The following is a 15,446-nucleotide window of genomic DNA, read 5'->3' on the forward strand; positions in this document are numbered from 1 at the left end:
GGACTAAAACCAGGCGCCCTGCACGCCCAGGATCACGGCGAGAAGCGAAATGAAAAGCCCGATGCCGGAGAAGATGGCGACCCCGATGAACTCGGACGTGTCGGAGTGCTTGGCGGGAACTGCTGAACGTTCTGTGTAAATACGCGGTGCTGAAATCGGAGAATAAATGCGTGCTGCTTTTGGCATAACGGGCTCCCTTAAATGGGTCTTATGACCCTGCCCGTAAAAAGGTCTTGGCAACCTGCGCGAAGGTTCAACGCATCACGCAAGCTTCAGAAAATACGTCTCGCAAGATGTGGGAACCGGCCGACGCAACCGCACCTCGCGCGCCGGCCGATTCAATTTTCGCAAACGTCGATCAACCGCGATAGATCGGTGCGCCGCTCGGCGACGCAACCGCGCCGCCATCGACGAAGATCTCCTGGCCCTGAATGTGACCGGCATCGTCGGAGGCGAGGAACAACACCGTCTTCGAAATGTGATCCGGTTCACCAATTCGCCCGAGCGGCGTCGACAGCCCGATGCGCTTCTCGAAGGCCTTCTCCGCTTCGGGCGTCGCGATCGCAGCGCCCCAGATCGGCGTGCGGATCGCACCGGGCGCAACGACATTCACGCGGATGCCGCGCGGCGACAGTTCCGAGGCCATGATCCGCGCCATCGCCCGCACGCCGGCCTTCGCCGCGCCGTAAGCCGAATAGCCGGGAATGCCGAGCACGGAGATCACCGAGCCGTTGAGGATGATCGAGGCGTTGTCGTTGAGATAAGGCAGCGCCGACTGCACGGTGAAGAATACGCCGGTGAGATTGGTGCTGATGACTTTCTCGAACACATCGAGCGTCGCCGATCCCAGCGGCGTGCCGCCGGGAATGCCGGCATTGGCAAACAGGATGTCGAGCTTGCCGAACTTTTCGGTGCCCTGCTTGATCGCGGCCTCGGTCGCGGCGATGTCGGTGGCATCGGCAACGAGTGCGATCGCATTCGGGCCGAGTTCCTTCGCTGCGGCCTCCAGCGTCTCCTTGTTGCGCCCGGTGATGATGACCTTGGCGCCCTCGGCCACGAACAGCTTTGCCGTCGCCAGTCCAATGCCGCTGTTGCCGCCGGTAATCAGCGCCGTCTTGTTCTTCAGCCTCATGGTCGTCTCCAGTGGTTGCATTATGAAACTATGTTGCCATCTAGGCCAAATGGTTTTATGATGCAACCACACAAGCGCGTGATCGGCGCCGAAATCGGGCGAACGCGACAGGACCAGGACGATGGTGAAACGAACGAGTTTTGAGGGCGACGGTTGCCCGGTCGCGCGGTCGCTGGAGGTGATCGGCGACTGGTGGACGCTCCTGATCATCCGCGAAGCGATGCTGGGCCTGCGCCGCTTCGGCGAGTTTCAGAGCAAGCTCGGCATGGCCAAGAACATCCTGTCGGTGCGGCTGCGATCGATGCTCGACCACGGCATCCTGGCGATGACCCCCGCCTCCGACGGCAGCGCCTATCAAGAGTACGTGCTGACGCCGAAGGGACGCGGCCTCTTCCCGATCCTGGTCGCGCTCCGGCAGTGGAGCGAGGAGTTCGACGACAGCCCCGAGGAGATCGACACCATCATGGTCGATCGCGCCAAGGGCCGTCCGGTGAAGAAGCTCGAACTGCACGCCGAGGACGGCCGCTTGCTCAGCCTGGCCGACATCACCTTGAAGCCGCGACCAGCACCGCGGCGTCGGTCGGCGTAACGAAGGCAAAGTGCTCGCAGTGACGACGCGGAGGGACTTGTACAAAAGATAGACGGCGTCGAAGATGACCCGACACCCAAAGTGGCGCCACCATGCCCCTGCTCGCCGTCGTCTACTTCTCCATCTCCGGCACCACCGAGAAGCTGGCGCATGCAGTGGCGCACGGCGCGAACGGGATGGCGGAGGTCGCGCTGTGTCGGATCGCCGGCGACGACATCGTGTCGGGCCGCTTCCGGAATGGTCGATTGCTGGAGACGATCGACCGCGCCGACGCGGTCGCGTTTGGCAGCCCGACCTACATGGGCGGACCATCGGCGCAGTTCAAAGCCTTCGCGGACGCTTCAAGCGATCGATGGAGCGAGCAGCGATGGGCCAACAAGATCGCAGGCGGCTTCACGACGGGCGCATGTGCAAGCGGCGATCAACTGCACACGCTGACGTATTTTTCCATTCTGGCGGCCCAGCACGGCATGCTCTGGTGCGGGCTGGATGTCCCGGGCGGAGAGGATCCGGGCGGTCGCAATCGCCTCGGCAGCCAGCTCGGACTGGCGACGCATTTGATCGACGATGCCTTGCCGCAGAGTGATGTGAGCACGGCCGAATACCTCGGCCAGCGCTTGGCCAGGATGGCTGGGCGCAACGGCTAATCCCACTCCGTCATTGCGAGCGGTGCGCTCAACTCCATCCCCGTCATCCTGAGGTGCTCGCCTCTTCGGCGAGCCTCGAAGGACGACGGCCCGGCTGTTGCGGCGGGGAGAGCGCCGAAGCATCTCGGCCACGCATCCTTCGAGGCTCCCCATGGGACGCGATGCGTCCCATGCCTCGCGCCTCAGGATGACGGGTCTGATAAAAGCACCAGCCCCTCACGACAGCTTGCGCTTGCTCCGCAGCCGCAAATGCTCGTCGGCCTCGAGCTTGGTCATCCCCAGGAGATAATGCAGCACGTCGAGCTTGTGCCGCTCGGCGAGCTTGCGCAATGCGCCCACCTGCTCGGCGATGAAGCCCACGGCCTCATCGACCCCGCCCTCCCCCGGTTCCTCGTTGCGCGAGCCTCCCCGCACGCCCGTTGCGGCGCGCGCCCGTTTCTTTCCTGGCTTTGCCACCAGCCCCACCCGAATCCATGCCCCGCGGAAACATTACGCCGACACCGGCCACAACTCCAAGGTGGTATTTCGCAACTTTCTCGATATGAAACTTTTCCCATTTGGCGGGCTTTCAACACCCTTCGATTTGACAGCGAGGGCCTCACCACCCATGTTCGGGTCGAAAGGGCCGATCCGAATCTCGTCGATTTCGGCCCCATATTTCCCCGTAAGTTACTGGAACTACATGAATATCGTCATTGTGGAGTCGCCGGCGAAAGCCAAGACGATCAACAAGTATTTGGGCTCGTCCTACGAGGTTCTGGCCTCATTCGGGCATGTCCGCGACCTGCCGGCGAAGAACGGTTCCGTCGATCCCGAGGCCAATTTCAAGATGATCTGGGAGGTCGACCCCAAGGCGGCCTCCAGGCTCAACGATATCGCCAAGTCCCTGAAGGGTGCCGACCGCCTGATTCTGGCGACCGACCCTGATCGCGAGGGCGAAGCCATCTCCTGGCACGTGCTGGAGGTGATGAAAGAGAAGCGCGCGCTGAAGGATCAGAAGATCGAGCGCGTGGTGTTCAACGCTATCACCAAGCAGGCCGTCACGGACGCTATGAAGCATCCGCGCGAGATCGACGGTGCGCTGGTCGACGCCTATATGGCGCGCCGCGCACTCGACTATCTGGTCGGCTTCACCCTCTCCCCCGTGCTGTGGCGCAAGCTGCCGGGCGCCCGCTCGGCCGGCCGCGTGCAGTCGGTCGCGCTGCGGCTGGTCTGCGACCGCGAGCTCGAGATCGAGAAATTCGTCCCGCGCGAATATTGGTCGCTGATTGCAACGCTGCTGACGCCGCGCGGCGACGCCTTCGAGGCGCGTCTGGTCGGCGCCGACGGCAAGAAGATCCAGCGCCTCGACATCGGTACCGGCGCGGAAGCCGAAGACTTCAAGAAGGCCCTGGAACTCGCGACCTACGCGGTGACGTCGGTCGACGCAAAGCCCGCGCGCCGCAATCCGCAGGCGCCCTTCACCACCTCGACCTTGCAGCAGGAAGCCAGCCGCAAATACGGCTTTGCGCCCGCGCACACCATGCGCATCGCCCAGCGCCTGTATGAAGGCATCGACATCGGCGGCGAGACCACCGGACTCATTACTTATATGCGTACCGACGGCGTGCAGATCGCCCCCGAGGCGATCACCCAGGCGCGCAAGGTGATCGGCGAGGATTACGGCAACGCCTACGTGCCGGACGCGCCGCGCCAGTACCAGGCCAAGGCCAAGAACGCCCAGGAAGCGCACGAAGCGATCCGCCCGACCGACATGTCGCGGCGCCCCGACAGCATGAGCCGCAAGCTCGATGCCGATCAGGCGCGGCTCTATGAACTGATCTGGAAGCGCACCATCGCCAGCCAGATGGAATCGGCCGAGCTGGAGCGCACCACCGTCGACATCACGGCGAAGGCAGGTGCGCGCACGCTAGAGCTGCGCGCCACGGGCCAGGTCGTCAAGTTCGACGGTTTCCTCGCGCTCTACCAGGAAGGCCGTGACGACGAGGAGGACGAGGATTCCCGCCGTCTGCCCGCCATGAGCCAGGGCGAGACGATCAAGCGGGACTCGCTCTCCGTCACCCAGCATTTCACCGAGCCGCCGCCGCGCTTCTCCGAAGCGTCGCTGGTCAAACGCATGGAAGAGCTCGGCATCGGCCGGCCCTCCACCTATGCCTCGATCCTCCAGGTGCTGAAGGACCGCGGCTACGTCAAGCTGGAGAAGAAGCGCCTGCACGGCGAAGACAAGGGCCGCGTCGTCGTCGCGTTCCTCGAAAGCTTCTTCAACCGCTACGTCGAATACGATTTCACGGCCAATCTGGAGGAGCAGCTCGACCGCATCTCCAACAACGAGATCTCCTGGCAGCAGGTGCTGAAGGATTTCTGGACCGGCTTCATCGGCGCCGTCGACGAGATCAAGGATCTGCGCGTCGCCCAGGTGCTGGACGTGCTCGACGACATGCTGGGCCAGCACATCTATCCGCCGCGCGCCGATGGCGGCGACATCAGGCAGTGCCCGAGCTGCGGCAATGGCCGGCTGAACCTCAAGGCCGGCAAGTTCGGCGCCTTCGTCGGCTGCTCGAACTATCCGGAATGCCGCTACACCCGTCAGCTCGCCGCCGACAGCGAGACCACCGCGGACCGTTCGCTCGGCCAGGACCCCGATACGGGTCGCGATGTCTGGGTCAAGGCCGGCCGCTTTGGCCCCTACATCCAGCTCGGCGAGCAGAAGGATTATGAGGAAGGCGAGAAGCCGAAGCGCGCGGGCATCCCGAAGGGCACCTCGCCCAGCGATGTCGAGCTCGAGCTTGCGCTGAAGCTGTTGTCGCTCCCGCGCGAGATCGGCAAGCATCCCGAGACCGGTGAGCCGATCACCGCGGGCCTCGGCCGCTTCGGGCCGTTCGTGAAGCACGAGAAGACCTATGCCAGCCTCGAGGCCGGCGACGAGGTCTTCGACATCGGCCTCAATCGCGCCGTGACGCTGATTGCCGAGAAGGTCGCCAAGGGGCCGAGCCGCCGCTTCGGCGCCGATCCCGGCAAGGCGCTGGGCGATCATCCGACGCTCGGCACCGTCACCGTGAAGAGCGGCCGCTACGGCGCCTATGTCACCGCCGGCGGCGTCAACGCGACCATTCCCGCAGAGTTCGAAAAGGACACCGTGACGATTGCACAGGCGATCGCGCTGATCGACGAGCGCGCGGCCAAGGGCGGCGGCAAGACCAAGGCGAAGAAGGCGGCGAAGCCGGCCAAGGCCAAGAAGGCCGCGGTGAAGGCCGCCGACGGCGACGACGCGCCGAAGAAGAAACCGGCCGCGAAGAAAGCGGCCAAGACCAAATCCCATTCCACCAGCAAGGCACGCGCAGCCGTGTCGTCGACCGCCAAGACTTCAGCAGTCAAGACGTCGCCGACCAAGGCGTCCGCCGCCAAAGCTCCGGCCAAGAAGAGTGCCGGCACGACTTAAGAGGTTAAGTGAAACGCAAGAATGACCATGGCTTTCCCGACAGGCAAGCCATCGTCGCCTTCATCAAGGCACATCCAGGAAAGGTCGGGACCCGCGACATCGCGCGCGAGTTCGGCCTGAAGAACGCCGATCGCATCGAGCTCAAGCGCCTGCTGCGCGAGCTCGCCGACGACGGCACCATCAAGAAAAAACGCCACACGGTCTCGGAGCCGGACGCTCTCCCGGCGACGCTGGTCGCCGACATTACCGGTCGCGACGCCGACGGCGAGCTGATCGCCTCTCCTGCCGAATGGGACGAGGTCGAGAGCGGCGAGCCGCCGAAGATCCTCATCACCCTACCGCGCCGGCCGAAGCCCGGCACCGCAGCCGGCGTCGGCGACCGCGCGCTGCTGCGGGTCGAGCCGACCAACGAGAGCGAAGGCCCGGCCTATCGCGGCCACATCATCAAGGTCTTCGACAAGACCAAGAGCCGCATCCTCGGCGTGTTCCGTGAGCTGCCCGACGGCGGCGGACGGCTGATCCCGGTCGACAAGAAGTCTGCCGACCGCGAGCTGAACATCGCCGCCGCCGATACGAAAGGCGCGCAGGACGGCGACCTCGTCAGCGTCGACATCGTCCGCACCCGCAGCTTTGGCCTCGCTTCAGGCCGGGTGAAAGAGAAGCTCGGCTCGGTCAAGTCCGAGAAGGCGATCAGCCTGATCGCGATCTACGCCCACGACATCCCGCTGCAATTCTCCTCCGCCGCCGAGCGCGAAGCGGAGGCCGCAGAGCCGGCGAACCTCAGGGGTCGCGAAGACTGGCGCGACGTCCCCCTCGTCACCATCGATCCGCCGGATGCGAAGGATCACGACGACGCGGTGCACGCGCAGCCGGATCCCGACCCGAACAACAAGGGTGGCTTCATCGTCGATGTCGCGATCGCCGATGTGAGCTTCTACGTCCAGCCAGGCACCGCGCTCGACCGCGCCGCGCTCGACCGCGGCAACTCGGTCTACTTCCCCGACCGCGTCGTGCCGATGCTGCCCGAGCGCATCTCCAACAATCTCTGCTCGCTGGTGCCGGGCGAGCCGCGCGGCGCGCTCGCGGTGCGGATGATCATTGCCCCGGACGGGCGCAAGCGTTCGCACTCGTTCCATCGCATCCTGATGCGCTCGGCCGCCAAGCTGAGCTACGCCCAGGCGCAGGCCGCGATCGACGGACGGCCGGATGACACCACCGGCCCTCTGCTCGATCCGATCCTGAAGCCGCTCTATGCAGCCTACGCCTGCGTCAAGCGCGCCCGCGACGAGCGCGATCCGCTCAATCTCGATTTGCCCGAGCGCAAGATCCTCCTGAAGAGCGACGGCACCGTCGATCGTGTCGTCATTCCGGAAAGGCTCGATGCGCACAAGCTGATCGAGGAGTTCATGATCCTCGCCAACGTCGCGGCGGCCGAGATGCTGGAGAAGAAGTCGCTCCCGCTGATCTACCGCGTGCACGACGAGCCGACGCTGGAGAAGGTCCACGCGCTCCAGGAATTTCTGAAGACGCTCGACGTCCCCTTCGCGAAGGGCGGCGCACTGCGCCCCGCGCTGTTCAATCGCGTGCTGGCCCAGCTCGAAGGCCACGACCACTTCCCGCTGGTCAGCGAAGTCGTGCTGCGCGCGCAGGCGCAGGCCGAATATTCGTCGGAGAATTACGGGCATTTCGGCCTGAATCTGCGCCGCTACGCGCATTTCACCTCGCCGATCCGCCGCTATGCCGACCTCGTCGTGCATCGCGCGCTGGTCCGCGCGCTCGGGCTTGGCGAAGGCGCCCTGCCCGACAGCGAGACGGCGGAAACCCTCGGCGAAGTCGCCGCCCATATTTCGCTGACCGAGCGGCGCGCGATGAAGGCCGAGCGCGAGACGGTCGACCGCCTGATCGCGCATCACCTCGCCGACCGCATCGGCGCGAGTTTCCAGGGCCGCGTCTCCGGCGTCACCCGCGCCGGTCTGTTCGTGAAGCTGAGCGAGACCGGTGCCGACGGCTTGATTCCGATCCGATCCCTCGGCACGGAATATTTCAACTATGACGAGGGCCGTCACGCGCTGGTCGGCACGCGCAGCCGCACCATGTACCAGCTCGGCGATGTCGTCGACGTCCGCCTGATCGAAGCGGCCCCCGTCGCGGGTGCGCTTCGTTTTGAGCTGCTGTCGTCGGATAGCGCAACTGCGCCGCGCGACCGCAGGCAGGCTGGCCCGCAACGCCGTCCCTCGCTCAAGGCGCACCCCGGACGCAGCCCGGACAGAAAACGCAAGCCGCCGAAGCCAAAATCCGGCAAGGCGAAGAAGGGCAAAGGCAAGAACAAGGGCAAGAGCAAGAAGGGCAAGGCATGGTGACCATGAGCACAGCCCCGAAGATCTGGACGCGCGAGACCGGCCTCGTCGAGAAGCGCGATGTCTGGGCAGCGATGAAGCGCGGTTTTCGCAGCCGCTGCCCGCGCTGCGGTGAAGGCAAACTGTTCCGCGCCTTCCTGAAGACCGCGGACAACTGTGCGACATGCGGCCTCGACTTCACGCCGCATCGCGCCGACGATCTCCCGGCCTATCTCGTGATCGTCATCGTCGGCCACATCACCGTGCCTGCGATCCTCTGGATCGAGACCAATTACACGACGCCGGGCTGGCTGACCTTTGCGGCCTATCTGCCCTTCACCTTCTTCGCCTCCCTCGGACTGTTGCAGCCGGTGAAGGGAGCTGTGGTCGGCTTGCAATGGGCTCTGCGCATGCACGGGTTTGACGAGAACCCGCCGGATGGTATTCCGCCTGTGTAAGCAAAATAAGCAAAAAGCGGTTTGGGTGAGGATATGAGCGATACGGCGCAGACGGCCGAGAAGGCCAAGGTCCACGAGGAAAAGGAAGCCGACCACCATCCCTATTTCCGTCCCCGGGATGCGGCGACACTGATCCTGGTCGATCGCAGCGGCGCCGTTCCGAAGGTGCTGGTCGGCAAACGCCACGACAAGGTGGTGTTCATGCCCGGCAAGTTCGTCTTCCCCGGCGGCCGCGTCGACAAGGACGATTATCGCGTGCCGGTTGCAGCCCCGATCACCACGGAGCTGGAGGCCAATCTCGCCAAGGGCAGCCCGAAGACCCCGGCCTCGCGCGCGAAATCGCTGGCGATCGCCGCAATCCGCGAGGCCTGCGAGGAAACCGGTCTCTGCCTCGGGCGCAAGTCGGAGGGAAAGGCCAGGCTCGAAGGCCCCTGGAAGCCGTTCGCGGACGCAGGCCTCTTGCCTGATCCCTCCAGCCTGTTCCTGATCGCGCGCGCGATCACGCCGCCCGGCCGCGTCAAGCGGTTCGATACGCGCTTCTTCACCGCGGATGCATCCGCGATCACCCATCACGTCGAGGGCGTGATCCATGCCGATGCGGAGCTGGTCGAACTGGTCTGGGTCGAGCTCGGCTCAAAGCCGCTCGCCGATCTGCATCCCATGACGCGGAATGTGCTCAACGAGCTCGACACCCGCCTTGCCACCGGCCCCTTACGCCACGACGCACCGGTTCCGTTCTTCCATTTCTATGGCGGCAAGATGCAGAAGGATATTTTGAGCTGACGTCGCAGCACGCCGCCATCAATTCCCGTCTGACGCGATGAGGACGCTCAGCGCAGCGCCTCTGAAGGCACGGTCTTCGCGGCCCCCTTGTCCGTGGCCAATCGCCCAATGCCGGGGCCATGACAGCTGCTCCAGCCCCTGCGCCGTCGCAGAGGTGAAGGACGACCAGCGCGCGGAGTCGTGACGGCGATACAACAAACCGCCCGGACCCATGTCCGGGTACATCGTGACGGAAATATCGAAGTCCTCGCCCGGCGAAAGATCCGGTCCGAACCAATAGGTCGGGCTTCGCCCCGGCTGACGACCCACGATGGCTGTCAGCGTTTGCCGCGGTCCGCGCGTGCCAAGCCAGAACGGCGCGATCGAGCCGGGTTCGAAAGCCGTGAAGATCGTCTGCGCCGTTGCAACATCGGCCGCAGCGCTTTGCCCCATGAGCCTCAGCTCGATCCGGCGCCCGCTTTTCACCTCGCCGCTGAAAGGCGCTTCGACATTTCCGGGCTGTAGCTCTCTCCACCCGGCGGGATCAGCATCGGGCAGCGGCCATTCCAGCCTCTCCCTGACGACGCCGTCGGTATCAAGCACCTGGTAGCGCAGGCCTTCGTCGTCGAGCGCGGCCTGAATGCAGTGCAGATACTCCACGCCTTCCGGCATCCTGTGCGCCGTTCCCGCGCCTGCAGTACAAATCTGGAGAACGCCGCGATGTGCCTGCACGTCGAAGGCGAGGATGTGGCTGCACAGATAGGCCAGCACATTTTCGTTCACGAGGATGTCCCAGAACGGGCGGGAATATTCGTGGCCGATCTCGCGCTGATACGTCCCGGTAAAGCCATTGATGGGAAACACCGGATGATGGCCCAGAACGAGCTTATGCCGGGCATCGCGATGGTCTCGAAGCGTGGCCTCGAGCCACGCGAGTTCGACATGGCCCTCACCGCCAAGGCCGCTCCAGAGCGTGTGGACGAACACCATCAGGAGGTCGCCACGCCGCACGAAGTACGAAAGACCGGTCTGCCCCGGTGGCCCATTGTCCGGCAGGTCGAGCACGTCGCGAAACATCGCCTCGCTCATCACATCGTAGGTCGTGTGATTGCCGGTGGTGTGCCACATCGGAATGGCGGCACGGTCGAGCCAGGCCATTTCCGTGTCCAGCCAATATCGCCACTGCGCACGCAGGGCGTCCGGATCAGGCGTAAGTCCGATGATCTCGTCGCCCGGAAAGAGAATGAAGTCAGGCTGCGGCCTCAGGCGCTGTACGACTGCGTTGACCGAGGCGAAGGTCTTTTCGTGCAAGGCGCCAGGCACGCCCGAACAGGCATCGCCGTACAACAAAAACTGGTGGCCCTTGCCGCGCGGCAGCAGCGCGGAAATGAAATTTTTGGCGGAGGTCATGGTCTTCCATCGCGGATTCTGCCGCGAGGATGACAATTTTCGGAATGGGTCGCAACCCGGCCTTGATCACTCCGCGTCCGGCTCGGTGCCGACATAGTCGCGCGCCGGCAGTTTTAAGACGCGGCCGATCTCGCTCGCGAGCTTGTCCGCCTCCTCGCGCTTGGTAAAACTCTGAAGCGTGATCGGCTCGGTGCCCTTGTTGCCGCAGAGATTGACGTCGTAGGTCGTCAGCTCGGGATCGTAGTCGTCGGTGATGCTGATGAAGTGATAGTCGGCGAGATCGCGCTGCTTGCGAATATTCAGCGGCCCGAACTGCCGCGTGATGACGATCTGGCGCAGCGCCTCGTTGAGCATGACGTAGGTCCGGAACGTGAGCAGGATCACGCCGGGGATGCCGACGAGCAGCCCGAGCCCCGTGAACACCAGCACCGGCACGAGGTCGTCGGCGAGCCTGCCGAATCCGGAGAAATCCTGGCGCAGGCCGAGCCCGACATTCCACAGCAGATAGGCGCTCGCCGCCAGCAGCGGCAGCGACAGCAGCCGGCCGAACCAGGGCATCGGCCGGTCGATCCGGACGATGCCGTCCACGGTCATTGCAACTGCCATTGAAGTCTCCTCACGGGTCATGGCTTGGTCGGGCTGAGCGGCGGGATGGTTCGACCGCCACCGCCGCACGCCGCCCCGGAATGACGCGATTGTGCTGAGCCTGTCGCGAAAAACAAAAAATTCTTCCCGCCTCCCCCGATGGCGGAGTTCCCCAGCGTGCCTATGTCTTTGTCCAACGACACCAGAACGGGATTTTGGGCGCGATGGCACAACGGCAACTCAAGCTCGGCGCGTTCATGCGCCCGATCAGCATCCATACCGGCGCCTGGCGCTATCCCGGGGCCTGGCCCGACGCCAATTTCAACTTCGGCCACATCAAGACGCTGATCCAGAAGCTCGAGGCCGGCAAGTTCGACGCCTTCTTCATGGCCGATCACCTCGCCGTGCTGAACATGCCGGTCAACGCGCTCAAGCGCAGCCACACCGTGACTTCGTTCGAGCCGTTCACGCTGCTGTCGGCGCTGTCCGCCGTCACCGAGCGCATCGGCCTGATCGCGACGGGATCGACCACGTTCGACGAGCCCTATCACGTCGCCCGCCGCTTCGCTTCCCTCGACCATCTCAGCGGCGGTCGCGCGGGCTGGAACATCGTCACCACCTCGAACCCGGATGCGGCGCTGAATTTCGGCCTCGACGACCATATGGAGCACGCCGAGCGCTACAAGCGCGCCCGCGAGTTCTACGACGTCGTTACGGGCCTGTGGGATTCCTTCGCCGATGACGCCTTCGTCCGCGACGTCGAGAGCGGCTTGTTCTTCGATCCCGCGAAGATGCATGTGCTCGACCACAACGGCAAATATCTGAAGGTCCGGGGCCCCCTCAACATTGCCCGCCCCGTTCAGGGCTGGCCGCTGATCGTGCAGGCCGGCGCCTCCGAGGACGGCAGGCAGCTCGCCGCCGAGACCGCGGAAGCCGTCTTCACCGGCGGCGGCAGCCTCGCCGACGGACAAAAGCTCTATGCCGACATCAAGGGCCGCATGGAGAAGGTCGGCCGCGATCCCGAGCACCTGAAGATCCTGCCCGGCGCCTTCGTCGTGGTCGGCGACAGCGTCGATGAGGCCAAGGAGAAGCGCGCCCTCCTCGACAGCCGCGTGCATTACGACAGCGCCATCGCCTCGCTCTCGGTGATCCTCGGCACCGACGCCTCCGGCTTCGATCCGGATGGACAGCTGCCTGACATCCCCGAGACCAACGCCAGCAAGAGCGGCCGGCAGCGCATGGTCGACCTCGCCAAACGCGACAAGCTCACCGTGCGCCAGCTCGCCCAGCGCGTCGGAGGCTATGGTGGGCTGTCCTTCGTCGGCACCGCCAAAACCATCGCCGACCAGATGGAGGAATGGCTGGTCGGCCGCGGCTCGGACGGATTCAACATCATGTTCCCGTTCCTGCCGGCCGGGCTCGATGATTTCGTCGACAAGGTCGTCCCGGAGCTGCAGCGGCGCGGGATTTTCCGGAAAGAGTATGAAGGGGCCACTTTGAGGGAGAATCTGGGCCTTCCCCGGCCGAAAAACCGCTTCTTCGAGGCCTGATGAGCCCGATTTGAGTGGTTTTCAGGGTGTAAAACCTTGACATCAGGCGGTTTCTGGCTAGGTTGCCGGCCAACGCGGGCCGTTTGGCCGGCTCCAGATTCCCCAATATTCTGAGGTTCAGAACATGGCCAAAGCGGTCACCATCAAGGTCAAGCTCGTGTCCTCGGCCGACACCGGCTTCTACTACGTCGCCAAGAAGAATTCGCGCACCATGACCGACAAGCTGGTCAAGAAGAAGTACGACCCGGTCGCGCGCAAGCACGTCGAATTCAAGGAAGCCAAGATCAAGTAAGATCTCGGTACACTGAAGACTTTTGCGGGGCCCTCTGGGCCCCGTTTTCGTTTGGGCCCCTCTCTCTCCACGCCGTCATTCCGAGGAGCTCTCCGCGCGCTGCGGGCTCGACGACGCACCGCCGTCAGCCTCGCGAAATCCTGGCGTGGTTAGAGGGAAGAGCCTCGCTGGCTTCAATTGCGAGGTTGCCTCGGATCAATCCCCAGCCGTTCATGAATCTCAGAGAGCGCCCCGCCGCGGCCACACCATCCGGACAGGTGACGCCCGCCGCGCTGTGCCAGGCGGGCCTCGCACATCTTCAATCGGGACGGATCGCCGAGGCCGAGCTGTGCTGCCAGCAGGCGCTGACGCTGGACGAGCAGCACCCGGATGCCCTCCACCTGCTCGGCATGCTGTGTCTTCACGCGCAGCAGCCCGACGCCGCCGTGGAATGGATCGGGCGCGCCGTCCAGCAGTCGCCGAAGGCAGAATACCTCCTGAGCCTCGCCACGGTGCTGGAGCGGCAAGGTAAGCTCGAGGACGCACGGCAGCATTACGCCCAGGCGTTGAGCCTCAGGCCAGATGATGCGGTCCTCCAAAATCACCTCGGCAATCTGCTCTGGCAACTGGGGCAGAACGACGAGGCCGTGCTGCACTACCAGCAGGCCCTGAAACTCGATCCGCAATATTGGGAGCCGGCGCAAAACTGCGGCATGCTGCTGCTTGAGCTCGGCCGGCATGCGGAAGCCCTGGAATGCTTCGACATCGCCGAGCGGCTCAATCGAAATTCCGCAGCCCTGTACCAGATGCGGGCCGTCTGCCTCTCGAAGGTCGACCGCTTCGAGGACGCGCAAGTCGACTACGAAAAATCCATCGCGCTGGACCCGAGCCTCGCCGAGACGCACAACAATCTCGGCCTGCTGCATTGGCGATTTGGCCGATTGGAGCAGGCCTTTGCCTGCTTCGATTCCGCGCTGGCGCTTCGCCCCGATTTTCATGCCGTGCTCAACAACAAGGCCGTGGTGTTGCTGCATCTGCAATTGCTGGATGAAGCGTTCGCGACCCTGCACAGGTCGCTCGCGGCCGCTCCCAACGACGCGCAGACGCTGTTCTATCTGGCGACGCTGCAGCTCTTGACCGGCGACTTCGCGCGCGGCTGGCTCGCGCGCGAGGCGCGGTGGCGGCTTGCCTCGGTCGGCCTGGTCGATCGCGGCTTTTCAAAACCGCTCTGGCGTGGCGACCTGCCGATCGCAGGCAAGACCATTTTGTTGCACTCCGACGAGGGACTGGGCGATGCGATCCAGTTCGCGCGCTACGTGCCGATGGTCGCGGCGCTCGGCGCCAAGGTCATCCTGGAGGTCGAGCCGCCGATCCAGCAGTGCCTCGGCGGCATCATCGGGGTCGCAGAGTGTATCGGCCGATCGTCGACGCCGGCGTTCGACCTGCACTGCCCTCTGGGAACGCTGCCGTTGGCGTTCGGGACCCGGCTCGATACGATCCCTTATGCGCACGGCTATGTGCCTGCGCCCCCGGCGGCGCGCGTGAAGGCGTGGCAAGAGCGGCTTGAAGATCGGCTTGGCCCTCGCCCCCGCTTCCTCGTCGGCCTGGTCTGGGCGGGCAATCCCGATCACAAGAACGACCACAACCGATCGATGGCGCTGCGCACGCTTGCGCCGCTGCTCGATTGCGACGTCCAGTTCGTCTCCTTGCAAAAAGGCGTCCGGGATCAGGACCGGGCCTTCCTCAGCGAACGCCCCGACATCGTCGACCTCACGCAACATCTGACGGATTTCAGCGAAACGGCCGCGCTGATGTCGTGCCTCGATCTGGTGATCTCGGTCGACACCAGCGTTGCCCACCTCGCCGGCGCGCTTGCAGCGCCCGTCTGGACGCTGGTGCCGTTCAATCCGGACTGGCGCTGGCTGCTCAATCGCGACGACAGCCCGTGGTACCGGTCAATGCGGCTGTTCAGGCAACCCGAGCGCGGCGACTGGGCCAGCGTCGTGGACGACGTTCGCGTCGAACTCGAGAAGCAGGTCGCCGCGTGGCGGGCCAGGCAGGATCGATCGTCGCTCCTGACAGCCTGATCCGGATGCGGGCTGCGCTCGTGTCCCGGACGCGCTGCAGCGTGCAACGCTGCTGCGCAGAGCAAAACGGCGCTGCGCCGCGGTATTATGGCGCAAAAGCCACCTCGCGGGCTTAGCTCTCTCTAGATGATGAAATGCTGCCGTTCATTCCAGAAGAAGGAATGAACGATGGGGGAAACC

At 64.5% G+C, this 15,446-nt stretch carries 14 protein-coding genes; 9 read left to right on the forward strand and 5 right to left on the reverse strand.

What is annotated here, in order from left to right; translation table 11 throughout:
* Positions 1-3 precede the first annotated feature (3 nt).
* Positions 4-186 carry a hypothetical protein gene (locus tag NLM32_RS27825; protein ID WP_254131998.1) on the reverse strand — a complete coding sequence of 61 codons (183 nt, stop codon included), beginning with the start codon at positions 184-186 and terminating at the stop codon, positions 4-6.
* Between the two features lie 172 nt (positions 187-358).
* A complete protein-coding gene (locus tag NLM32_RS27830) occupies positions 359-1,132 on the reverse strand; it encodes an SDR family NAD(P)-dependent oxidoreductase (RefSeq protein ID WP_254131999.1) in 774 nt (257 codons plus the stop codon).
* A 121-nt stretch (positions 1,133-1,253) separates the two neighbouring features.
* Here NLM32_RS27830 and NLM32_RS27835 point away from each other — a divergent pair, with 121 nt between their 5' ends.
* Together NLM32_RS27835 and NLM32_RS27840 are read left to right on the forward strand one after the other, a co-directional pair.
* Positions 1,254-1,721 carry a helix-turn-helix domain-containing protein gene (locus NLM32_RS27835; RefSeq protein ID WP_254132000.1) on the forward strand — a complete coding sequence of 156 codons (468 nt, stop codon included), beginning with the start codon at positions 1,254-1,256 and terminating at the stop codon, positions 1,719-1,721.
* 92 nt (positions 1,722-1,813) lie between these two features.
* Positions 1,814-2,368, forward strand: coding sequence for a flavodoxin family protein (locus NLM32_RS27840; RefSeq protein WP_254132001.1), 555 nt, complete (start codon positions 1,814-1,816; stop codon positions 2,366-2,368).
* 216 nt (positions 2,369-2,584) lie between these two features.
* Here NLM32_RS27840 and NLM32_RS27845 read toward each other — a convergent pair whose 3' ends face one another.
* The gene (locus NLM32_RS27845; RefSeq protein WP_254132002.1) at positions 2,585-2,824 is read right to left on the reverse strand and encodes a hypothetical protein; all 240 of its coding nucleotides are present in this window, start codon (positions 2,822-2,824) and stop codon (positions 2,585-2,587) included.
* 226 nt (positions 2,825-3,050) lie between these two features.
* Between NLM32_RS27845 and topA the strand changes: the two genes are divergently transcribed.
* From topA to NLM32_RS27865, 4 genes are read left to right on the forward strand one after another with little or no spacing between them, the layout of a single operon-like run.
* Entirely contained in the window at positions 3,051-5,807 is a 2,757-nt protein-coding gene (gene topA, locus NLM32_RS27850; RefSeq protein WP_254132003.1) for a type I DNA topoisomerase, read from the forward strand.
* An 8-nt stretch (positions 5,808-5,815) separates the two neighbouring features.
* Positions 5,816-8,167, forward strand: coding sequence for a ribonuclease R (rnr, locus tag NLM32_RS27855; RefSeq protein WP_254132004.1), 2,352 nt, complete (start codon positions 5,816-5,818; stop codon positions 8,165-8,167).
* Complete coding sequence (locus NLM32_RS27860; protein ID WP_254132005.1) at positions 8,161-8,601, forward strand: DUF983 domain-containing protein; 441 nt, start codon at positions 8,161-8,163, stop codon at positions 8,599-8,601. The genes rnr and NLM32_RS27860 overlap by 7 nt, the downstream gene beginning before the upstream one ends.
* Positions 8,602-8,634: 33 nt before the next feature.
* On the forward strand, positions 8,635-9,384 hold the full coding sequence (locus NLM32_RS27865) for an NUDIX domain-containing protein (protein WP_254132006.1): 750 nt from the start codon (positions 8,635-8,637) through the stop codon (positions 9,382-9,384).
* 18 nt (positions 9,385-9,402) lie between these two features.
* Here NLM32_RS27865 and NLM32_RS27870 read toward each other — a convergent pair whose 3' ends face one another.
* A complete protein-coding gene (locus NLM32_RS27870) occupies positions 9,403-10,773 on the reverse strand; it encodes a metallophosphoesterase (protein WP_254132007.1) in 1,371 nt (456 codons plus the stop codon).
* Positions 10,774-10,839: 66 nt separating this feature from the next.
* Positions 10,840-11,379, reverse strand: a complete 540-nt coding sequence (locus NLM32_RS27875; protein ID WP_254132008.1) for a hypothetical protein — start codon at positions 11,377-11,379, stop codon at positions 10,840-10,842.
* A gap of 203 nt (positions 11,380-11,582) precedes the next feature.
* On the opposite strand from NLM32_RS27875, the gene NLM32_RS27880 reads away from it, so the two are divergent.
* The 3 genes from NLM32_RS27880 (at position 11,583) to NLM32_RS27890 (ending at position 15,266) form a co-directional block, all read left to right on the forward strand.
* Complete coding sequence (locus tag NLM32_RS27880) at positions 11,583-12,908, forward strand: LLM class flavin-dependent oxidoreductase (protein ID WP_254132009.1); 1,326 nt, start codon at positions 11,583-11,585, stop codon at positions 12,906-12,908.
* Positions 12,909-13,032: 124 nt separating this feature from the next.
* Positions 13,033-13,200: a 50S ribosomal protein L33 gene (gene rpmG / locus NLM32_RS27885; RefSeq protein ID WP_057756569.1), complete on the forward strand. Its 168-nt coding sequence runs from the start codon at positions 13,033-13,035 to the stop codon at positions 13,198-13,200.
* A gap of 212 nt (positions 13,201-13,412) precedes the next feature.
* On the forward strand, positions 13,413-15,266 hold the full coding sequence (locus NLM32_RS27890; RefSeq protein WP_254132010.1) for a tetratricopeptide repeat protein: 1,854 nt from the start codon (positions 13,413-13,415) through the stop codon (positions 15,264-15,266).
* Positions 15,267-15,446 lie beyond the last annotated feature (180 nt).

The organism is Bradyrhizobium sp. CCGUVB14 (assembly GCF_024199935.1).
Classification (GTDB): Bacteria; Pseudomonadota; Alphaproteobacteria; order Rhizobiales; family Xanthobacteraceae; genus Bradyrhizobium.